The sequence below is a fragment of the Massilia sp. 2TAF26 genome (genome assembly GCF_052115005.1).
GTDB lineage: Bacteria > Pseudomonadota > Gammaproteobacteria > Burkholderiales > Burkholderiaceae_D > Telluria.
The window spans coordinates 190284-210971 of sequence record NZ_JBFRFV010000002.1 but is presented as its reverse complement, the minus strand read 5'-3'; the positions used below and the strand labels follow the sequence as shown (position 1 = coordinate 210971).

At 68.0% G+C, this 20688-nt stretch carries 13 protein-coding genes; 3 read left to right on the top strand and 10 right to left on the bottom strand.

Annotated features, from left to right (window positions below):
* Positions 1 to 62: 62 nt before the first annotated feature.
* The 5 genes from AB4Z32_RS03020 to AB4Z32_RS03000 all read right to left on the bottom strand — a co-directional run bounded on the left by AB4Z32_RS03020 (position 63) and on the right by AB4Z32_RS03000 (position 2709).
* Entirely contained in the window at positions 63 to 479 is a 417-nt protein-coding gene (locus tag AB4Z32_RS03020) for a hypothetical protein (protein ID WP_441934234.1), read from the bottom strand.
* An 82-nt stretch (positions 480 to 561) separates the two neighbouring features.
* A complete protein-coding gene (locus AB4Z32_RS03015) occupies positions 562 to 1017 on the bottom strand; it encodes a metallophosphoesterase family protein (RefSeq protein ID WP_441934233.1) in 456 nt (151 codons plus the stop codon).
* Positions 1018 to 1031: 14 nt separating this feature from the next.
* Positions 1032 to 1313 (bottom strand): DUF378 domain-containing protein, encoded by a 282-nt coding sequence (locus AB4Z32_RS03010; protein WP_441934231.1) that lies wholly within the window; start codon positions 1311 to 1313, stop codon positions 1032 to 1034.
* Positions 1314 to 1403: 90 nt separating this feature from the next.
* The gene (locus AB4Z32_RS03005) at positions 1404 to 2075 is read right to left on the bottom strand and encodes a YcbK family protein (protein ID WP_441934229.1); all 672 of its coding nucleotides are present in this window, start codon (positions 2073 to 2075) and stop codon (positions 1404 to 1406) included.
* 115 nt (positions 2076 to 2190) lie between these two features.
* A complete protein-coding gene (locus AB4Z32_RS03000; protein WP_441934228.1) occupies positions 2191 to 2709 on the bottom strand; it encodes a GNAT family N-acetyltransferase in 519 nt (172 codons plus the stop codon).
* A gap of 209 nt (positions 2710 to 2918) precedes the next feature.
* On the opposite strand from AB4Z32_RS03000, the gene AB4Z32_RS02995 reads away from it, so the two are divergent.
* Both AB4Z32_RS02995 and AB4Z32_RS02990 read left to right on the top strand, forming a co-directional pair.
* Positions 2919 to 3932 (top strand): sulfate ABC transporter substrate-binding protein, encoded by a 1014-nt coding sequence (locus AB4Z32_RS02995; protein ID WP_441934226.1) that lies wholly within the window; start codon positions 2919 to 2921, stop codon positions 3930 to 3932.
* 303 nt (positions 3933 to 4235) lie between these two features.
* Positions 4236 to 5177, top strand: a complete 942-nt coding sequence (locus AB4Z32_RS02990; protein WP_441934224.1) for a serine hydrolase — start codon at positions 4236 to 4238, stop codon at positions 5175 to 5177.
* An 84-nt stretch (positions 5178 to 5261) separates the two neighbouring features.
* Here the strand turns inward: AB4Z32_RS02990 and motA are convergent, their stop codons facing one another.
* The 5 genes from motA to AB4Z32_RS02965 all read right to left on the bottom strand — a co-directional run bounded on the left by motA (position 5262) and on the right by AB4Z32_RS02965 (position 18459).
* Positions 5262 to 6122 (bottom strand): flagellar motor stator protein MotA, encoded by an 861-nt coding sequence (gene motA, locus AB4Z32_RS02985; RefSeq protein ID WP_441934222.1) that lies wholly within the window; start codon positions 6120 to 6122, stop codon positions 5262 to 5264.
* A gap of 117 nt (positions 6123 to 6239) precedes the next feature.
* Positions 6240 to 8228: an exodeoxyribonuclease V subunit alpha gene (recD, locus tag AB4Z32_RS02980; RefSeq protein WP_441934220.1), complete on the bottom strand. Its 1989-nt coding sequence runs from the start codon at positions 8226 to 8228 to the stop codon at positions 6240 to 6242.
* On the bottom strand, positions 8225 to 11896 hold the full coding sequence (gene recB, locus AB4Z32_RS02975) for an exodeoxyribonuclease V subunit beta (protein ID WP_441934218.1): 3672 nt from the start codon (positions 11894 to 11896) through the stop codon (positions 8225 to 8227). Before recB ends, recD begins: the two co-directional genes overlap by 4 nt.
* On the bottom strand, positions 11893 to 15336 hold the full coding sequence (recC, locus tag AB4Z32_RS02970) for an exodeoxyribonuclease V subunit gamma (RefSeq protein WP_441934216.1): 3444 nt from the start codon (positions 15334 to 15336) through the stop codon (positions 11893 to 11895). The genes recB and recC overlap by 4 nt, the downstream gene beginning before the upstream one ends.
* A 69-nt stretch (positions 15337 to 15405) precedes the next feature.
* Positions 15406 to 18459: a CHASE domain-containing protein gene (locus AB4Z32_RS02965; RefSeq protein ID WP_441934214.1), complete on the bottom strand. Its 3054-nt coding sequence runs from the start codon at positions 18457 to 18459 to the stop codon at positions 15406 to 15408.
* A gap of 60 nt (positions 18460 to 18519) precedes the next feature.
* Here AB4Z32_RS02965 and AB4Z32_RS02960 point away from each other — a divergent pair, with 60 nt between their 5' ends.
* Entirely contained in the window at positions 18520 to 20625 is a 2106-nt protein-coding gene (locus AB4Z32_RS02960) for a prolyl oligopeptidase family serine peptidase (protein ID WP_441934212.1), read from the top strand.
* Positions 20626 to 20688: the final 63 nt, after the last annotated feature.

Genomic DNA, 20688 nt, shown 5'->3' with positions numbered 1-20688 from the left:
CAAGCACTAGAGCCAGAGTTATAACGCAATTACGGGCATGCGAAAAGGGAATTATTCGTCTATCAATATAGCCTGCGGCTATGCTTGCCGAAGTTGTGGCCGGTGACGATCAGGGTGCTCTCGACCAGGGTCGACAGACCCAGCAGCAGCTGCACCAGCTTGTCGTCGGGCAGGACCCAGACCTGGCCGGACGGCTGTTCGGCCCCGGTCGCGGCCATGATCAGCGGCGCGATCCAGGAGGCATCCGGCTCGACGTCCAGCAGCACGGCGTCGCCGGCGGTCTGCAGGTAGACCTCGCCGCCCGGCGCCAGGGTGAAGCGCACCCCGATCCCGGTCTCCTGCGGGCCGATCATCTCCTGCATGGTGCGGTTGTGCGCATCGATCCAGAGTTCGACGTCCTGCGGGGTTTCCAGCGGGGTCCAGGGCACCGGACGGAAACGGGGGCGTTCGGCACTGTCCTTGGTCGAATCTTGGCTCATGAGGGGCTCGGCTACGGTGATGATGAGGATGGAAACGGCGCGTATGCTAAGCCACTATACCCGGCGGCGCAAGAAGGACGGCTCACATGAGCGTGACCAGCCTGGCCTCGACCCGTCCATCCTCGACCAGCAGTTCGCCCGCCGCGATCGGCAGGCTGAAGCGGCGCCGCCCCGCGCTGCCAGGGTTCACGTAGAGCACGCCGCCGCGCTCCACGCAGGCCGGCTTGTGCGAATGCCCGGACACGACCACGCGCACGCCGTCCGCGGCCGGCTCGCCCGCGAGTTCCTTCAGGTCGTGGATGACGAGGATGGCCACCCCACCCACGACCAGGCGGGCGGTCTCGGGAATCGTCCCGGCCCAGGCGGCGGTATCGTTATTCCCGCGCACCACGGTCAGCGGCGCGATGGCGGCCAGGCGCTCGAGGATCTCGGGCTTGCCGATGTCGCCGCCATGCACGATGTGTTCGCTGCCCGCCAGGAAGGCCAGCGCTTCCGGGCGCAGCAGGCCGTGCGTATCCGAGATCAGTCCGATCCGCATGGCCCGCCGTGCGCTCAGCCCGAATGCCGGGCGCGGCCCATCCTGGTGGCCGTCCAGATCGACCACAGGGCGGCAATGCCGACGATCACATACACGAGCCGGCTGGCCGGGCTGCCGGCGCCGAACAGGCTGGCGACGACGTCGACGTCGAACAGGCCGACCATGGCCCAGTTCAGGCCGCCGATGATCAGCAGGGCCATCGCGATGTAGTCGATCGCCGACATCGTCGAGTGCTCCTCGCGCACGGCCGCCCGCCGCTCGGGCAGGTGCCGCCGTTCCATGGTAGGTGCGTTCATGGTTGCCATCATGTCCTCCCTCGAAAAGGTCGATGCGGTAACCACGATAGCAAAAATGCGCGCGGGCGCGCGCCGCCTACCGCTCGGGCCTCAGCCCTTCCAGGTACGGTTGAGGCCGGTGTCCGTGTGGATCCAGCCGCCCTTGGGACCGGAGCGGTAATAGAAGCCGACGCCGCCCTGGCGGAAACTGCGCACCAGGCCGCCCAGCACCTCCTCGGTGAGGCCGGCGATGCGGACGTCGGCCGCCTTGCCGGACATGTGCAGGGACTGGCGCGCGGCCGGCACGCCCTGCTCGATCAGGCGGTTGTTGGAAGCCGGGGTGCGGTAGCCGGACAGGATTTCGAGCGGCTTGTCGAGGCCGTAGCGCTGGACGAAGGCCTGGGACGCCCACAGGGTCTCGATCAGCTTGGGGTCGATCGCCATGCTGGCCTTGCCGTTCACGTCGCGCAGCATGTGGCACAGTTCCTGGTAGGCCGAGTCGATGATCGCGCCATCCTTCCAGTACAGGACCTTGCTGCGCTCGCCGCTGGCGGGACGGATCACGGACAGGGTGCGCGGCTTGACCCAGAAGTCAAGGTCGACGACCTGGGCGTCGAACAGGTCGGGCGGCGGAGCGATGTCGATGCTGGGTGCGTCCGGCGTGGCCTGGCTGGAGGCGCCGGCGTCGCGCCTGGCGGCCCTGGCGTCGATCAGCGGCGTCGCGACCAGGCCGAGTGCGGTAAGACGCAAGCCTTGGTGAAGAAAATCTCTGCGGGAAGCCATATCAAACTCATCATTGAAACTTCCTTACTATATCTCAATGGACAAAAGGAAAAAAGATGAGTTCGTGTAACGTAAGGTTTCGTGCAACAAACGCGCCAGTTACGCGCCGTTGTGCTTATTTGCCGGTGCAATTACAGAATCGCTTGCCGGCCGGCGGCTCGACCGCATTCAACTGCTTCCACAGGAAATCGCATTCGAGGCCGAAACAGGCCTTGTCCTTGCCCGCATTGATATAGCCGAGGGTTTCGAAGAAGGGACTGGCTGAGGCCGGGGATTGCATGTGCAGGCGGCCGATGTCCCAGCTGCGCGCCTGGACCTCGACGGCGCGCATCATGGCGCGGCCGATGCCCTTGCGCAATTGGCCCGGCATCACATAGCACAAGGCCAGCTTGCCGGCCTGGGTCAGCAGGGCCAGCCCGGCCAGCTCCCCGCCGTCGACGGCAACCACCGCGTAATTGCTCGGCGAGGACAACCAGGCGCTGACGTTCTGCGTCGTCTTGTTGCTCAGCCAGGACTGGAGGATGTCCGCGCGCCGGCCGTGATCGGCCGCGCAGCCCTCCTCGATCGAGCGGCGCAGCAGTGTGCACGCTGCTGGCGCGTCGTTCAGTGTTGCCTGGCGAATGTCAATACCCATGTAGTACTTGCGAGGTTTAAAAAAGTTGTTCCGGGATGTGGAAGGCCGGACTATAACCCAAAGTCCGGGATCCTGCTGTCCGTCCATGCGCCGGGCATCCGCTCCAAAAGAGGCGCTCTAAGCATATGATTAAAATGTACTTCTGTTCCCCTGAGTCTTCGTCGATGATGAATCCGCTTTCCACTGGTCTCTACAAGGAAGAACAAATAATGGTCCAAACTAATTCCCCGCTGCGCCGCCTGCTGGCGCTCACCCTGGCGCTGGGCGCTGCGCTCCCGATCGCCTCCCAGGCCGCCGAGGTCGAACTGCTGAACGTCTCCTACGACGTCGCGCGCGAACTATACAAGGACGTGAACCCCGCCTTCATCGCCGAATGGAAGAAGAGTACGGGCGAAACCGTCACCATCAAGCAGTCGCACGGCGGTTCCAGCAAGCAGGCGCGCGCCGTCGCCGACGGCCTCGAAGCCTCGGTCGTGACCCTGAACCAGGCCAACGACATCGACATGCTGGCCGACCGCGGCCTGGTCGCCAAGGACTGGACCAAGAAGTTCCCGAACAATGCCTCGCCCTATTACTCGACCATGGTGTTCCTGGTGCGCAAGGGCAACCCGAAAGGCATCCACGACTGGGCCGACCTGGCCAAGCCTGGCGTCAAGGTCGTGATCCCGAACCCGAAGACCGCCGGCAACGGCCGCTACACCTATCTGGCGGCCTGGGGTTCGGTCATCAAGAAAGGCGGCAACGAAGCCCAGGCCCGCGAGCTGGTCGGCAAGATCTTCAAGAACGTGCCGGTGCTGGACGCCGGCGGCCGCGCCGCCACCACCACCTTCACCCAGCGCCAGATCGGCGACATCCTGGTAACCTTCGAGAACGAGGTGAACCTGGTGCGCGCCGAGTTCGGCGACAACTTCGAAGTCGTCTACCCGTCGATTTCCGTGCTGGCCGAAACCCCGGTGGCCATCGTCGACAAGGTGGTCGACCGCAAGGGCGTGCGCAAGGAAGCCACCGCCTACCTGAACTTCCTGTACTCGGATGCCGGCCAGGCGATCGGCGCCAGGCACTACCTGCGCGTGCGTAACGAAAAGGTGATGAAGCAATACGCCGCGAACTACAAACCGATCCAGCTGTTCACGGTCGACGACGTATTCGGCGGCTGGCGCGCGGCCCAGAAACGTCACTTCGACGATGGCGGCGAATTCGACAAGATCTATCAATCCAAATAAATAAGTCGAATTAGAATGTATAAATACAATAATGCTGTATAGATATACAGGATTAATCGCTGGAAAATAAAGCTGAGTCGCTTTTAAGAGATTTCTTTAAGATAATTCGCTAAATTTCCGTTCACAAAGAAGGCCTTGCTTCAACGCGAGGCCTTTTTTCTTGTAGAATCTTGCTGTTGGTTTCGATCTCTATGGATCGCCAATAAAAGTTCCCATGTAGCTCGACGCTATTGGGCTAACTGAACGATTTGATGCTCCGCCGCCGTCCGGCGCCCGACCATTAACCGTACCCCATACACACACATGATCAAAAAATTCCTCGCTGCGGTGCTGATGACGATTTCCAGCGCGGCCGCCTTCGCCGTGCCTTTCGGATCGCAATCGGTGCTGGTGGTCGAAGACGACACCGGCAAGGTGCTGTACGAGAAGAACGCCTCGACAGTCGCGCCGATCGCTTCGCTGACCAAGCTGATGACCGCGATGGTCGTGCTCGATGCCCACCAGGACATGAACGAGCCGATCGAGATCGAGAAGCAGGACGTGGACATGCTCAAGCACAGCAGCTCGCGGGTGCCGGTCGGTGCGACCATTCCGCGCCGCGACGTGCTGCAGCTGGCCCTGATGTCTTCGGATAACCGCGCCGCCGCCGCTCTCGGCCGGACCTATCCGGGCGGCATGGATGCTTTCCGCATGGCGGTGAAGCGCAAGATCGCCGCCCTGGGCATGACCCAGACCGTGATCGAGGAACCGACCGGCCTGAGCCCGCATAACCAGTCGACCGCGGCCGACCTGGTCAAGATGGCGACCGCCGCCGCCAACTACCCGGAGATCACCCGCATCACGACCTCCTCCGAGCACCTGATCAACATCAAGGGCCGCGACGTCGAGTACCACAACACCAACCGCCTGGTCGGCGCCAAGGGCTGGGACATCGGCCTATCGAAGACCGGCTACACCCAGGAAGCGGGCCGCTGCCTGATCATGCGCATCAAGGCCGCCGGCAAGAACGCGACCATGGTGCTGCTGAACGCCGGCGCCTCCTCGGTGCGCGTGCTGGACGCCCTGAACATCCGCCGCCACGTGCTGGGCGACGATGCGCCGGTGGCCACCAGCCCGGTCCGCGCTCGCGCCGCCGTCGGCGGTCCGCGCATCAAGGCCTCGGCCGGCGGCGCCCGCGTCAAGGCCTCCGCAAGCCGCGGCCGCTTCAAGCATGCGCCGGTGTCGCGCCACCGCCGTCACCGCTGATCGGTCCGGCGTCAAACGAAAAAAACCGCGACGGTTCACTGTCGCGGTTTTTTTTTCGCCCGATCAGGCAGGCAGTCGCGAGTCTCAGCGCGACTTCAGCTGCCGCACGTGTCCTTCGAGTTCGGCGAAGCTCGGACGCTCGGTGGCGGAGATGACCTTGCGCCCGAATTCGACCGCGATGGTCGGCGCATAGCCGTTCATGCTGGCCAGCAGGGTCACCTTCACGCACTGCAGGGCCTTGACCACTTCCTGGTGGCGGCGGTGCAGCAGGCTGGCGAGCGGCGCCACCAGGCCATAGGACAGCAGGATGCCGAGGAAGGTGCCGACCAGGGCCGCCGCGATCAGGCTGCCCAGCTCCGCCGGCGGACGGCCGATCGAACCCATGGTGTGCACCACGCCCATCACCGCGGCGACGATGCCGAAGGCCGGCATGCCGTCGGCCAGCTTGCTGATCGCCTGTACCGGGATCTCGGCGTCTTCCTGGTAGGTCTCGATCTCGTTGTCCATCAGGTTCTCGAGCTGGTAGGAATTCATGGTGCCGGACACCAGCAGGCGGAGGTAGTCGGTGATGAAGTCGAGCAGGTGATGGTCCATCGCTACCTGCCGGTACTTGGCGAAGATCGCGCTTTCGTGGGGTGCGTCGATGTCGTTCTCGAGCGACATCAGGCCTTCGCGGCGCACCTTGGTCAGCAGGTCGAACATCAGCGCCATCAGCTCCATGTACAGCTCCCGCGTGTAGCGCGAGCCGTGGAACAGGGTCGGGATGCTGTGCCAGGTCAGCGAGATGGCCTTGCGGTCGTTGCCGATCACGAAGGCGCCGAGCGCGCCGCCGAAGATCATCAGCAATTCATAGGGCTGGAACAGCGCGGCCAAATGCCCGTCCTGCAGCACGAAGCCGCCGAACACGGCCAGCAGCACGACGACAAATCCGACTACGATCAACATGGCTCGGTCTCCAGAATTCCCAGACAGCAACTTTAACATTGTTGCCGCACGGAAAGCAAAGACTGGCGCAAAGTTACATCGTCATCCCCGCGAAAGCGGAAATGAGGTTCCAGGACCTCATCGCTCGATCATCCCCCGCAAGCCACTGGCCCGGTGCGTACGCCGCCCAATCGCCTCCCCCAGCACATTCGGCACCGGCGTCAGCAAGGTGAACTCCCGGCTCGCCCGCGTAATGCCGGTATACACCAGCTCGCGCGCCAGCACCGCCCCGCCCTCTTTCGGCAGCGCCAGCACCGTGTGGGCGAATTCCGAGCCCTGGGATTTGTGCACCGTCATTGCGTACGCCGTCTCGACGTGGCGCAGGCGGGTGGCCAGCACGCTGCGGACCTTGTCGCCTTCGAGGAAGTAGACGCGCAGCGAACCTGGACGGCCCGGGTCGGCCAGGGTCAGGCCGATGTCGCCGTTGAACACATTGGTCGAATAGTCGTTGCGGGTCACCATGACCGGGCGGCCGACGTACCAGTCGCCGCCGCGGCGGATCAGGCCGGTCTGGTCGAGGCGCTGCTCGATCGCCGTGTTCAGGCCCTCGACGCCCCACTCGCCCTCGCGCACCGCGCACAGGATGCGGAAGGCTTCGAAACGCTGCAGCACGCTGCGGACCCAGTCTTCGTGGTCCTGCCCCGTTGCCTGTCCCTCGCCCAGCTGGCGCAGATAGGGCCGGTAGCCTTCCAGCGCCAGTCCGATCGCGTGTTGCTGCTGGGCGTGCTCGATCCAGCGCAGGGTGTGGGCGCCTTCGACGTCCTGGACGCCGCGGGCGCGCAGCACCGCCGCCGCGGCCTCGATGTCGCCGGCATTCACGGCCAGCGCCAGCCGTCCGATCGGCCCGCCGAAACGGCGGCTGTGGCGCAGCATCACGGTCTGCTGGGCCAGGGCGCCGCCGCGGTGCACATAGTCCGCCGGGATCTCCTCGCCGCTGGCCTCGCGCACATAGGCCACGGTGGCATCGTCGTAGTTGCCGCCCTGGGCGTCGGCACACAGGTCGCCCAGCACCGCGCCCGCCTCCACCGAGGCCAGCTGGTCCTTGTCGCCCAGCAGGATCAGGGTCGCCGTGGGCGGCAGCGCGTCCAGCAGCGAAGCCATCATCTCCAGGTGCACCATCGAGGCTTCGTCGACGATCAGCACGTCGACGTCGAGCGGATTGCCGCGGTGGTGGGCGAAGGCGCGGCTGTCCGGACGCGCGCCCAGCAGGCTGTGGAGGGTGCGGGCGGCGCCCATGCGCGCGGTCAGCTCGCGCAACGGCAGCCGGGCGCCGACCTTGTCGGCCAGCTCGCCCAGCGCCTTGTCGATCGACTGCTTCAGGCGCGCGGCCGCCTTGCCGGTCGGCGCCGCCAGGGCGATGCGCTGGCGGGCGGCGTCCGGCGCGGTCGCGAACAGCAGCGCCAGCAGGCGCGCCACCGTATACGTCTTGCCGGTGCCGGGGCCGCCGGTGATGATCGCCATCCTGCCGCGCAGGGCGATCGCGCAGGCCAGCTTCTGCCAGTCCGGTCGGGCGGCGTCAGGTGTCCCGGACGCGCGCTGGGAGGCGAACAGCAGGTCCAGCCAGCCGCGCACGGCGCCGGCGTCGACCTCGCGCCGTTCGCGCGCGCGCTCGCGCACGCTGGTCGCCACCGTCGTCTCATCGCGCCAGTAGCGGCGCAGGTAGAGGCGCGCTTCGTCGGCATCGCCGTCGAGCACCAGGGGCTGGCCGTAATCGAAGGTGCCGGCCTGCCACACCTGCTCGCAGCCGGCCAGCTGGGCCATCCAGCCCTTGACGTTCTTCGGCAGCGGCTTGATGGCGGCGGCCAGTTCCGTCCACTCCTCGGCGGGCAGGCCGAGCAGCGCGGCCGCGTCCTCGGCCAGGTCGGACAGCAGCAGGCAGCTGTGGCCGCGGCCTTCCAGTTCGGACAGCACCAGGGATGCCAGCAGCAGCGGACCGGGCGCCGGTCCGAGCGAGGCGACGAAACGGGCAAAGGCGCCGGACAGGCGGCGCAGCTCGCCGGCTTCGGTCAGGCGTTCCACCTCGCACCAGAAGACGTCGATCTTGTCGGGGTCGATAAAGGTATTCATGTCGCAAGAAGCTCGTCGAGTCCGTCGAGCAGTTCCATGTCGGGCTCGATCAGGTAGCAGCCGCGGGTGGCCTCGTTCCCGATCCCGCGCAGGAACAGGAAGACGGCGCCGCCCAGCTGCTCGCGGGGGTCGTAGCGCTCGCCCAGGCGCGCGCGCAGCAGGCGGTGCAGGGCCAGCAGGTAGATGGCGCCCTGGATGTCGTAGCGGTTCACGGCCATCGCGGCCGCCATCGCCGGCTGGGTATAGGCGGCGTCGCCGGGTCCCAGCGCGTTCGATTTGTAGTCCAGCACCCAGTAGCGGCCCTGGCATTCGAACACCAGGTCCGTAAAGCCTTTCAGCATGCCGTGCAGCTGGCGCTCCGGCAGGGTCGGACGCGGCAGGTCGCCGAGCAGGCGCTGGCGGCACAAACGGTCGAGCGCGCCGACGTCGAGGGCTTGACTCGGGAACCAGAACTCCATCTCCGGCAGCAGCTCCTCGAGCTCCGACAGGGCGCAGCCGCTTGGTGGCAAGGGCAAGGTGACCAGGGCATCGAGCCAGGCCATTGCGTCATCCACGCGGTTCCCCCACCCGGCGCGCTTGATGCGCTGGTGCAGGCGCTTGATGAAGTCGTCCTCGTCGATGCGTCCAAAACCTTCCTGCGCCATCCACTCCAGCTGCTCGTGCAGGAAGTTGCCGGGCGTGGCGCCGCGCGGGAAGCGGTGCCAGGGCGCGTCGTCCACCCGCAAGGCTTCGACCGTACCCGGCTCGTCCTCTTCCAGCAGGTTCTCTTCCTGCGGCCGGGTCGGCGGCGCCACCGTGTGGCGGGTCAGGGAGGTGAAGGAACCGACCGCCCAGTTGCGCTCGAACTGGCCGGCAAAGGCCGGCGCCTCGACCAGCTCCGGGCGCACGTCGGCGCGCGCCAGGCGGGTACAGCCCTCGGGCGCGTCCAGGGTGTGCAGCTCGATCGCGTCCAGGTCGCCGCGCAGGGCTTCCCAACGTTCGGCCATGGCGTCGGCCCCGATCGGTTCGCCGCCGGTCAGCAGGTAGCCGAGCGCCGATTCGTGCAGGCGGTTCTCGCCCTTGCGGCCGGCCGCCACCGCCGCCACGCCCAGCCACAGGAAGTGGCGCGCGCGGGTCAGCGCCACGTACAGCAGGCGCAGGTCTTCCTCCAGGCGGGCGCGGTCGACCGCCTGCAGCGCATCTTCGCTCAGGCCGAGGTCGATGCGGCGCGCACCGTCTTCGACCACGTATTCGAAGAAGGCGCGGTTGCGGCGGTCGGTCTTGCGCGCGGTGACGGCGAACGGCAGGTAGACCAGCGGGTATTCCAGGCCCTTCGACTTGTGCACGGTGACGACCTTGACCAGCTCGGCGTCGCTCTCCAGGCGCAGCACGCGCTCATCGCCGCCTTCCCCGAGTCCCTCGATCTGCTCGGCGAACCAGCGGATCAGGGCCTGTTCGCCATCCAGTTCGCGGCTGGCTTCCTGCAGCAGCTCGGCCAGGTGCAGCAGGTTGGTCAGGCGCCGCTCGCCGCCGGAGGCGGCCAGCAGCTTGGCCGGCAAGCCCAGTTCGTGGATGAAACGGCGCAGCATCGCCAGCACGCCCTGGCGCTGCCAGGTCTGGTGCAGGCCTTTCAATTGCTCGAGCCGCTCTTCCCAGGCCAGTTCGTCGCTCGACAGGCGCGCCAGCTCGGTCAGCGGCAGCGCGCAGGTGGCGGTGGCGAAGGCGGTCCGCGCCAGCGCGCCGTCGAGCGGACTGGCGACCGCCTGCAGCCAGCGCAGCACGTCCACCGCCTCCTGGCTCTCGACCACCGAATCCTGGTCGGACAGGTAGACACTGGCGACCTTCCTCTGCACCAGCGCGCGCCGGATCGCCGAGGCTTCGCGGCGGTCGCGCACCAGCACCGCGATATCGGCAGGCATCAGGCGCTTGAATCCGCCCTCGCGGTCGCGGAAGCCCACCTGCGGATCGTTCAGCAGGGTCACGATGTGCTCGGCGCAGTGGTGGGCGAAGAACTCGCGGTAGTCCTCGGCGCGCAGGTCGTCGCGCGGGGTCGAGGCCACCGCCAGCGCCTGGAAGGGACCGTCCACGCCGACCAGTTCCTGGCCGCGCCCGGCCGCGTCGACCGGCTCGAAGGGCAGCGGATTCTCGCCGTCCTTGCGGAAGCGGAAGGCGCCGGCAGCGTAGCCGGCGCATGTACTTTCTCCCTCGGCGCCGCCCTCGGCGTATTCGAACAGGCGGTTGACGGCCTTCACCAGCGCCTTGGTCGAACGGTAGTTGGTGCCGAGCTGGTAATGCCGCCCTTCGGTGGCGCGCCGCGCCGACAGATAACTATGGATGTCGGCGCCGCGGAAGCCGTAGATCGACTGCTTCGGGTCGCCGATCAGGAACAGGCCGTGGCCCGGATCGTTGTCGGCCACGCGGTACAGCAGGTCGAAGATGCGGTACTGGTCGGGCGAGGTATCCTGGAATTCGTCGACCATCGCGACCGGGAACTGGTCGAGGATGCGCTTGCGCAGCGCTTCGCCGTTCGCCCCTTCGAGCGCGGCCTTCAGACGCGCCAGCATGTCGGCGAAGCCGAACTGGCGGTTGCGACGCTTCAGGTCGATCATGCGGCGCGCGATATTGCAGGCGGCGTGGCGCAGCAGCGCGTGCGCCATCGGCTCGATCCGGTCGAGCGCTTCCTTCAGGGCTTCGGTATGTTCGAAGCATTCCGGCACCTCGGCGCTGAAGTCGCGCGAGAAGGCATCGGCGATGCCGTGCGGGGTCAGGCGGCGCCAGGCCGCGTCGCCGAGGTCGGGCATGACCCGCGCGGGATCGGCGGCCCAGCTGCGCAGGGCTTCGAACCATTTGACCAGCGAGTCGGGACGCATCTTGTTGCCGTTGAAGCAGCGCGGATTCGCCGCCCGGTGCGAGCCGATCCAGGACTCCATCGCATCGGCGCGTTCGCTCCAGCCTTCCTTCAGGCGCGCCAGCCTGGCCTGCTGGGCGCGCTCGACGCCAGCGATCACGGCCCCCAGCGGCGCCATGTCGTTCGGATTGCCGTTCTCGTCGACGCAGTCCGGGCCCAGCAGCTCGGCGCGCTTGACCAGCTCGCGCGCCGCGCCCTTCAGGGCCTCGACGTCGGGCCAGACCGCCAGCAGCGATTTCAGGGCATGGCCGTTGAGCGGATAGACGTGCTGGCGCCAGTAGTCGTTGGCGGCGTCCTCGAACAGGGCGCGCTCGTCGCTAACCAGCTCTTCGTCGAACAGGCTGCCGCTGTCGAAGGCGTGCTCGCGCAGCATGCGCTGGCACCAGGCGTCGATGGTGAAGATCGCCGCCTCGTCCATGGTTTCGGCGGCCAGCACCAGGCGGTGGGCGGCGACCAGGCGCGCGGCATCGTCGGCATAGCTGTCGGCCAGCGCTTCCAGGTAGGGATCGTCCGCATGGGATTCCCCCCGAAAGTACGCGGCGGCCTGCACCAGGCGTTCGCGCACCCGGTTCGACAGCTCGCGGGTGGCGGCGCGGGTGAAGGTCATCACCAGGATCTCGGGCGGCAGCAGCGGCCTGGCGAAGCCGTTCGCTTCGCCGTGGCCGAGGACCAGGCGCAAATACAGCGCGGCGATGGTCCAGGTCTTGCCGGTGCCGGCGCTGGCCTCGATCAGGCGCGAACCGTGCAGGGGGAAATCCAGGGGTTGCAGCAACTGGCTCATGCCTGCTCCCCTTCCTTGTCGCCGAAGCGGGTCACCTGCACGCTGTCGCGCAGCCAGGCGGCCAGCGGACCATACAGGGCCTCGGCCGTACGCGGCCAGTCGCCGGACGCGCGCAGCACGGCGAATTCCGGCCACATGCGCGCCAGTACCGGATCATCGACCTCGCCGCCGATCTCGAAGCCGCCATCGTAGGCCTCGCGGGGGTCGTCCCCGGCCAGCTGGGCCAGTGCTGTCTTGCAGGCCACCGCCAGCGGGTGGTCGAGGTTGGCCCGCCACAGCGCGGCCAGTTTCCCGAGGGTGGCGCGGGCGGCCTCAACATCCAGCGGCGCCATCTTCAGGGTGGCGTCGCGCGCCACCAGGTAACCGCTCACCGCCTCGCCGACGGCACTTGCCGCCAGCTGGCGCAGCCAGGGGCCGATCAGCTTGTCGCCGCGCGGCGCACCCTTGCGATCCAGGACCTTGGACGAGATCTGCAGCAACCACACGGTCTCGTCGTCATTGCTGCGCAGCTTGTCGATCCAGTCGTCGAGCAGGATCGGTACGGCGCCCCGGCCGTCCAGGTCCAGGCTGACGACGAGCTTGGCCGCCGGGGTCGGATAGCGGGCACCCAGCGCCAGCCAGCTGCGCCGCACCGGCACCAGTTCTTCCACCAGCTGCTGCTGCCACTGCCGGCCCACCAGGCCGATCGGCAGCCTGCCCTCGCGCACCAGGCGCTGGGCGCGCGCATCCAGTACCTGGCGCACCTCGTCCTGGGGTTCGGGCGTGCCGCTGTCCGCATTTCTGTCTTCGCCAAGCAGGGCGTCCTCGAGGAAGTAGCGGTCGAGGGCGTCCAGCGAGAACGGTTCCTCGTCCTCGCCCACCACCTCGTGGCTGCCGAAGTTGACGCCCAGGCGGCGCCGGAAGAAGTAGCGTGCCGGCTGGCGCAGGAAGCTGGCCAGCTCGCTCAGCTTGAGGCGGTAGTCGGCTTCCAGCTCGTAGGGCGGAAGCGCGTCGCCCTCGAGCGCCGATTCTTCGTCATCGCGGTGCGCCGAACGCCACTCGCCGGCATAGGTCAGCAGGCCGCCGCGTTCGAAATAACGGCGCGAGAAAGGCTGCAGGGCGTGCATCGTGGTGCGCTCATCGAGGTCCAGGTCCCAGCCCGCCTTCAGGTAGTCGCGCAGCTGCGAGACCAGCACCGAAGCCGGTTGCTCGGTATTGTCGCGCACGTTGCGGCCGACCCAGCTCACGTAGAATTTGTCGCGCGCCGCCAGCAGCGCTTCCAGCATCAGGTAGCGGTCGTCGTCGCGGCGCGAGCGGTCGCCCGGACGCTGCATGCCGGGCAGCGCCAGCAGGTCGAAGTCGGACTGGTGGCCGCGGCGCGGGAAATCGCCGTCGTTCATGCCCAGCAGGCAGACCACGCGGAAAGGCACGGCGCGCATCGGCATCAGGGTGCAGAAGGTGACGCCGCCGGAAACGAACTGGTGGTTCAGGGCCGGCTGGTCGAGTTCGGACAGCCAGGCTTCGCGCATCACGCCCAGCGGTACCGGCTCTTCGAACAGCGCGTTCTCGCAGATCTCCAGCCAGCACTGCAGGGCTTCCTCGAGCTGGTTCAGCATCATGCGGTCTTCGTCGTCGCGGGCGCGGAAGAAGCGCGCCATCAGGGCGCGGGCGCGCTCGCCCCACGCCACCGGGGTCAGGACGGCATCCAATTGTTCGCGCCAGGCCAGCAGGCTCTCCACCAGTTCGGCGAGGGCGCCGGCCAGGGCCGCATCGAGGCCGCCGACTTCGGCATAGGGCTCGATGTCGCCGAAGCTGGGACCGGCGCCGGTGGCGTAACCCAGCAGCATGCGCCGGATCCCGAACAGCCAGGAATTCTGCTCGCCGGCCGAGCCGAGGCCGAGGCCGGCGCGGTGGGTCTGGTCCAGGCCCCAGCGCACGCTTGCGCCCTCGATCCAGCGGCCGAGGGTCGGCAGGTCATCCTCCTCCAGGCCGAAGCGTGCGGCCAGCGCCGGCACGTCCAGCAGGTCGCGCACCTCGCTCTGGCGGCAGCGCTGCTGCGGCAGGCGCAGCAGCCATTCCATGGCCACCAGCAGCGGGTTCACGCTGCGGTCCTTGACGTCGCCGATCTCGAAGGGGATGTAGCGCGGGTCGTTCCGCTTGTGCTGGTCGAACACCGCGTGGACGGCGGCCGAGAAAGTGTCGATGTCCGGCACCATGACGACCACGTCGCGCGGACGCAGGGGCTGGTCGCCGAATGTGCCATCGCTGTCCTCGAACCAGGACAGCAGCTGGTCGTGCAGCACCTCCACCTCGCGCTGGGCGCTGTGGGCGATGTGGAATTCGATCGAGCGGTCGCCGGGCTCCGGCGGCACGTGCGGATGCTCAAGCAGCGGCAGCAGGTCGCGCACCGCGGCCTGCACCTGCGACAGCAGGCTTCCGTTGTCGCCCTCGTTGAACAGGTCGACCCGCAGGTTGCCGAACTTCGCGCCCTGGCCGCCGTCGAACTCGTCCAGCATGCGCACGAAGTCGCGTCCCTGGCGTCCCCAGCTGGCCAGCAGCGGATGGCTGTGCGCATGCAGTTCCTCGACCGGGATCTCGGCCAGGTTGCTGCCGTTGCGCCCCTGGTGGCGGCGGTAGGCTGCGGTCAGCAGTTCGCGGCCCTCGATGATGTCGCCCCAGTGGTACTGGCAGGGATTCGGCACCGCCAGCAGCACCTGGGTGTGGCGCGACAGGCCGGCCATCGCCTCGATGGTCTGGTAAGGCAGGGTCGACATCCCGAACAGCACCACGCGGCGCGGCAGGCGCTGGGCCGGCTGGCGGTCTTCCTCGACCGCGGCCATGAACTGCTGGTGGATGGTGGCGCGGCCCGACCAGCGGCGCTCCGGCGGCAGGCTTTCGTGGACCTCGCGCCAGAGCTGGGCCTGCCAGCACTGGTCGGGGGCCAGCGGCACCGGCTCACCGCCGGGCCGGCGCAGCTGGTCGAGTCCCTTGGCCCAGTCGGTCAGCCAGTCGGCGCGATATACCTGGTACTGGTCGTAGAGATCGGACAGGCGCTCCGCCAGCTGCAGGCGGCGCTCGGGATCGCCATCCAGCAGGAAGTGGCGCAGCGGCGCGAACTGTTCCTTGGCCAGCACCTCGGGCAGCAGGCGCATCAGGCGCCAGGTGAGCGCGTCCTTGTCGAAGGGCGAGCGCTTCGGCACCCGCTCCGGCCCCAGCATGCCGCGGTAGGCCTCCCACAGGAAGCGCGCCGGCAGCGCCACCCGGGTGGCCGCGCACACGCCCAGCTCCTCGGCCAGGGCGATCTTCAGCCATTCGGCCACGCCGTTCGACTGCACGAGGATGATTTCCTCCTCGAGCGGACCGAGGGGATTGGCACGCAGCCAGTCGAAGACGGCGGCGCGCAGCAGCTCCATCTGGTTGCCGTGGAGGATGAGGAGGCCGGGGGAGATCGGGGATCGCATGGTGGAAGACTTCGGATAGACCCCCGCAGGATACTACCAAGGGGGTTCCCGAACAAGTTTATGGCTGGGCTAGACCTTCTGGTCCTGCTGGCGCGCCCCGAGTTCGGCGGCGACGTGGCGTTCCAGCCGCGCCAGCAGCGCGCGCAGGCGCGCCGCCAGCGAACGCGCCTGGGCGATCGAACCGCGCTCGCGCTGGGCTTCGAGGTCGGCGCAGACCTCGCCGAAGCCCAGCGCGCCCACCGTGCGCGCCGAGGACTTGATGCGGTGGGCGACGCCGGCGGCGCGCCCGACCTCGCCGGACGCCAGCGCGCGGTCGATCTCCAGCAGGCCTTCGCGCGCCGTCTCCAGGAACATGAAGGCATATTTACGCATCTTGTCGGGATTGCCGGCAAAGGTGTCGGCCAGGACGTCCATGTCGAGCAGCGCCGGCGTGTTCGCGGGTGCTGCCGGCACGTGCGCCGCGACCGCGCGCTGCACGCTGCGGCCGAGGGCGCGCGCCACGGTCGCGATCAGGGCTTCCGGCGCCACCGGCTTGGTCACGAATTCGTCCATGCCGGCGGCCAGGCAGCGCGCCTGGTCTTCCAGCCCGGCGTTGGCCGTCATCGCGATCACGCGGGTGTCCTTCAGTTGTGCGTCGGCGCGGATCCGGCGGGTGGCTTCGAAGCCGTCCATCACCGGCATCTGCACGTCCATCAGCACGCAGTCGAAGGGCGTGTGCGGACCGCGCTCGCGCATCAGGGCCAGCGCCTCGCTGCCGTTGCCGGCCACCGTCACGCGGGCGCCGGCGTCTTCGAGCAGTTCCTGCGCCACCTGCTGGTTGAAGGCATTGTCCTCGACCAGCAGGATGGCGCTGCCCGCCAGCGCGCCCGGTCCGGCGGTCGCGGCGCCGGCCGGCGTGGATGCGCGCCGCGCCGCCGCGGCAGCGTCGGCCGGACTGGCCAGGCGGGCCGTGAACCAGAAGGTGCTGCCCTCGCCCGGCGTGCTGTCGACCCCGACCTCGCCGCCCATCAGTTCGGCGAGCTGCTTGCTGATCACCAGGCCGAGGCCGGTCCCGCCATAGCACCGCGTGGTCGAGGGGTCGGCCTGGTGGAAGGGTGCGAACAGCTTCGGCAACTCATCAAAGGCGATGCCGATGCCGCGGTCGCGCACTTCGAAACGCACCAGGGTCTCGGCGCCGAGGGTGCGCAGCACGCTGGCCCTTACCAGCACCCTGCCCTGCTCGGAAAACTTGATCGCGTTCGAGGTGAAGTTCAGCAGCACCTGTTCGAGGCGCAGGGGGTCGCCGCGCAGCGGGCGCTGCAGCTCCGGCGCGATCTCGAACTCCAGGCTCAGGCCGCGGGCGGCGGCGGCCTCGCCCAGCTGGTTGGCGAGGTTGCGCATCAGGGCGTCGAGCGTGAAGTCGAGCAGTTCCAGCTCGACGCGGCCGGCCTCGATCTTGGAAAAGTCGAGGATGTGGTTGATGATGCCCAGCAGGTGCTGGGCCGAATGGTGGATCTTCTGCAGGTAGTCGCGCTGGCGCGGCTCGTCCGCCTGCTTGAGGGCGAGGTAGGACATGCCGATGATGCTGTTCATCGGTGTGCGGATCTCGTGACTCATGTTCGACAGGAAGTCGGTCTTGGCCTGGCTGGCGGCGTCCGCCCTCGCCTTCAGCTGGTGCAGATCGGTGACGTCGGTCGATACGCACAGCACCGCCGCCACCTCGCCGGCGGCGCGCACCGGCACCTTCACGCTCCACAGCTGGCGCACGCTGCCGTCGGCCAGCACCGCCTCGTGCTGCACCGAACGGCCCTGCCCCGTTTCCAGCACCGGCCGGTCCAGCTCCCAGACCTCGTCGGCGCGCGCCTGCGGCAGCACCTCGCGGTCGCGCCGCGCGACCATCTCCTCGGCGCGCAGGCCGGCCGCTTGCGCCATCTTCGCGTTCACGTAGCTGAAGCGCCGTTCGCGGTCCTTCATGTAGACGTAGGCGTCGACGTTGTCGAGCACCAGGTCGAGCAGCACGCGCTGCTCCACCGCCTGGCGGCGCGACCAGTACAGCTTGAGGAAGAGCGCGTAGATCAGCAGGGTCGCGCCGGCGCCCAGGACCGAGGCCAGGCGCGGAAACCAGCGCCCGAAGCCGTCGACCAGTTCGGCACCATCGGCAAGGAAGCGGGCCTTCCACAGATTGCCCTGGAAGCGCACCGGCAGCACCGTCTCGAACGGCTCGCCGTCGCCGCCCTGGGCGCGCGGCTGCGGCGCATGGCCGTCGGCGCTGTCGTACAGCAGGGTGTCTGCCGGGCCGATGGCGAGCGGCTGCCCCGCCGGCGGCTGGGTCTCCGCGGCGGCATACAGCTGCAGGGTCACTGGATGCCGTCCCATGCCGGCCAACGCCCCCTGCACCAGGTCCGGAATCGAGAACCCGATCCCGACCGAGCCGAGGAAGGCGGCGCGCCGCGCTTCGAGGTCGGCCGGCATGGCGCCGCCGCGGTAGACCGGAAAGCGCAGGCCCAGGCCCAGGTAGCGGCGCGGAGTCTCGATCTGCACCGGCTTGCCGGAGGCCGCCATTTCGCCGCGGTCGCGCGATTCCTCGACCGTGCGCGCCACGTCCGGACCGGCCGCCAGCATGTCGACGCCGAACCGGGACGCCATCGTCGGCTCCATGTAGTTCAGCACCAGGTAGGCCGGGCGGCGGCCGGGCGGCTTGATGTCGAATTCGGGATAGCCGCGCGGATCCATGCTGCGGTCGGCGCGGACCGCGGCCACGAAGGCCTCCCTTTGGGCGTCCGGCACCCAGGCGCCGTAGTTGACCGACACGATGGCCGGATAGTGTTCGCGCACGTTCAGCGACTCGACGTAGCGGTGGAACTGCAGGCGCGAGACCTCGCCGCCGTTGGCGTTGAACAGGCCGGCAAGGTTGCGCACCACCTGGGTGTAGGACTGCACCGCGCCGTCCAGGCGCTGGCGGGCGCCCTGGGCGATGCCGTCGAAGCGGCGCTGGGCTTCGTCGTCGGCGGTGCGCGCCGCGCCCAGGTAGAGGGCCGCGCCGACCAGCAGGGCCAGGCACAGGCCGCCGGCCCATAAAGCGATGCGCATCGGGCCGCTGGCGCCGACGGTTTTCCCCATATTGCGCGTGCTCGCTTCAGGCATGTCTGTGTTCGTCGTGCGGCTGAATTTGGATAATTGCTAGTATTACGCAATCGGCCTCAAATGGCGAGAGCCCGGCAATATGGAGTGATTATGCAATCGATGGAACAGGATCCCTATCTCTGGCTGGAGGAGGTCGCCTCCGAGCCCGCCCTCGGCTGGGTCGGCGAACGCAATGCCGGCACCGAAGCCGAACTGACGGCGGCGCCCGGCTATGCGGCCCTGCGCACGCGCCTGAAGGCCATCCTCGACTCGAAGGACCGGATTCCCTACGTCGGCCTGCATGGCGGGCATTATTACAATTTCTGGCGCGACGCCGGCCACGAACGCGGCCTCTGGCGCCGCACCTCGTTCGAGGAATACCGCAAGCCGGAGCCCCAATGGGAGACCGTGCTCGACCTCGACAAGCTTGCCCGCGACGAGGACGAGAACTGGGTCTGGGCCGGTGCCTCCTTCCTGAAGCCCCACGGCAGCCGCTGCCTGGTCTCGCTGTCGCGCGGCGGCGGCGATGCCCACGTGGTGCGCGAATTCGACCTGGACGCGCCGGCCTTCGTGCCGGACGGCTTCAGCCTGCCCGAGGCCAAGGGCAGCGCCGCCTGGATCGACCGCGACACCCTGTTCGTGGCCACCGATTTCGGCCCCGGCTCGATGACCAGTTCCGGCTATCCCCGCGTGGTCAAGGAATGGCGGCGCGGCACCCCGCTGGCGGATGCCCGCCTGGTCTACGAAGCGCAGGAAGACGATCTGTCGGCCTCGGCCTGGTTCGACTACACGCCCGGCCACGAGCGCCAGTTCGTGCAGCGCCAGATCGGCTTCTACAGCAGCGAGCTGTTCGTGCGCGACGCCGTTACCGGCGTGCTGACCAGGGTCGAGAAGCCGGAGGACGCCGATGCCTTCACGGTGCGCGACCAGCTGCTGGTCCAGCTCCGCTCGGATTGGCGGATCGGCGCGACAATGTGGCCGCAGGGCGCCCTGCTGGCGATCGGCTTCGCCGCCTTCCTGGCCGGCGCACGCGAGTTCGACGCCCTGTTCCTGCCCACCGAGACGACGTCGCTGGACGGCATCGCCGTGACCCGCGACGCGATCCTGCTGACGGTACTGGACAAGGTCAAGAACCGCATCGTCGAACTGCGCCATGCGGACGGCGCCTGGCAGCGGCGCGAAGTCGCCGCGCCGGGGATGGGCGCGCTGGGCGTGTCCGGCGTCGACGAACTCGAATCGAACGACTACTTCCTGACCGTGACCGACTTCCTGACCCCGAGCTCGCTCTACCTGGGGCATGCCGGCAGCGACGAGCGCGAGCTGCTGAAGTCGATGCCGGCCTTCTTCGACGCCAGTCCCTACACGGTCGGCCAGTTCGAAGCGGTGTCGCCGGACGGCACCCGCATCCCCTACTTCACGGTGATGCGCGCGGACACCCGCATGGACGGCGCCAATCCCACCCTGCTGTACGGCTACGGCGGCTTCGAAGTCTCGCTCACGCCCTTCTACAGCGGCGTCACCGGCGCGGGTTGGCTGGACCGCGGGCTGGCGCGCGGCGGCGTCTACGTGTTGGCCAACATCCGCGGCGGCGGCGAATTCGGCCCCCGCTGGCACCAGGCCGCGCTCAAGCACCAGCGCCAGAAAGCCTTCGACGACTTCCTGGCGGTGGCCGAAGATCTCATCGCGCGCAAGCTCACCAGCCCCGATCACCTCGGCATCATGGGCGGCAGCAATGGCGGCCTGCTGGTGGGCGCCGCGCTGACCCAGCGTCCGGAACTGTTCGGCGCGGTGGTCTGCCAGGTGCCGCTGCTGGACATGCGCCGCTACCACCAGTTGCTGGCCGGCGCATCCTGGATGGGCGAATACGGCGATCCAGACCAGCCCGAGGAATGGGCCTATATCGGCAAGTACTCGCCTTACCACCAGGTGTCGCCGCAGCGGCGCTATCCGCGCGTGCTGTTCACGACCTCGACCCGCGACGACCGTGTGCATCCGGGCCATGCGCGCAAGATGGCGGCCCTGATGGGGGAACAGGGCCACAACGTGCTGTACTGGGAAAACACCGAGGGCGGCCATGCCGGCGCGGCGAATAACGAGCAGACCGCCACGATGTGGGCCTTGACCTATACTTTCCTGTGGGAAGAATTGACCCGAAAATCAAGCCCGAAATCCGCAAACTTGCGCTAGCTCAATTAGCGATACAACACTTCCCCCCTCTCTAGGGGGGAGTTCCTGTCGGAACTATCAATA

What these genes read in the sequence shown, in the direction of transcription:
- AB4Z32_RS03020 (WP_441934234.1), bottom strand. Translation starts at nt 479, where the DNA reads ATGAGCCAAGATTCGACCAAGGACAGTGCCGAACGCCCCCGTTTCCGT.
- AB4Z32_RS03015 (WP_441934233.1), bottom strand. Translation starts at nt 1,017, where the DNA reads ATGCGGATCGGACTGATCTCGGATACGCACGGCCTGCTGCGCCCGGAA.
- AB4Z32_RS03010 (WP_441934231.1), bottom strand. Translation starts at nt 1,313, where the DNA reads ATGAACGCACCTACCATGGAACGGCGGCACCTGCCCGAGCGGCGGGCG.
- AB4Z32_RS03005 (WP_441934229.1), bottom strand. Translation starts at nt 2,075, where the DNA reads ATGGCTTCCCGCAGAGATTTTCTTCACCAAGGCTTGCGTCTTACCGCA.
- AB4Z32_RS03000 (WP_441934228.1), bottom strand. Translation starts at nt 2,709, where the DNA reads ATGGGTATTGACATTCGCCAGGCAACACTGAACGACGCGCCAGCAGCG.
- AB4Z32_RS02995 (WP_441934226.1), top strand. Translation starts at nt 2,919, where the DNA reads ATGGTCCAAACTAATTCCCCGCTGCGCCGCCTGCTGGCGCTCACCCTG.
- AB4Z32_RS02990 (WP_441934224.1), top strand. Translation starts at nt 4,236, where the DNA reads ATGATCAAAAAATTCCTCGCTGCGGTGCTGATGACGATTTCCAGCGCG.
- motA (WP_441934222.1), bottom strand. Translation starts at nt 6,122, where the DNA reads ATGTTGATCGTAGTCGGATTTGTCGTCGTGCTGCTGGCCGTGTTCGGC.
- recD (WP_441934220.1), bottom strand. Translation starts at nt 8,228, where the DNA reads ATGAATACCTTTATCGACCCCGACAAGATCGACGTCTTCTGGTGCGAG.
- recB (WP_441934218.1), bottom strand. Translation starts at nt 11,896, where the DNA reads ATGAGCCAGTTGCTGCAACCCCTGGATTTCCCCCTGCACGGTTCGCGC.
- recC (WP_441934216.1), bottom strand. Translation starts at nt 15,336, where the DNA reads ATGCGATCCCCGATCTCCCCCGGCCTCCTCATCCTCCACGGCAACCAG.
- AB4Z32_RS02965 (WP_441934214.1), bottom strand. Translation starts at nt 18,459, where the DNA reads ATGCCTGAAGCGAGCACGCGCAATATGGGGAAAACCGTCGGCGCCAGC.
- AB4Z32_RS02960 (WP_441934212.1), top strand. Translation starts at nt 18,520, where the DNA reads ATGGCGAGAGCCCGGCAATATGGAGTGATTATGCAATCGATGGAACAG.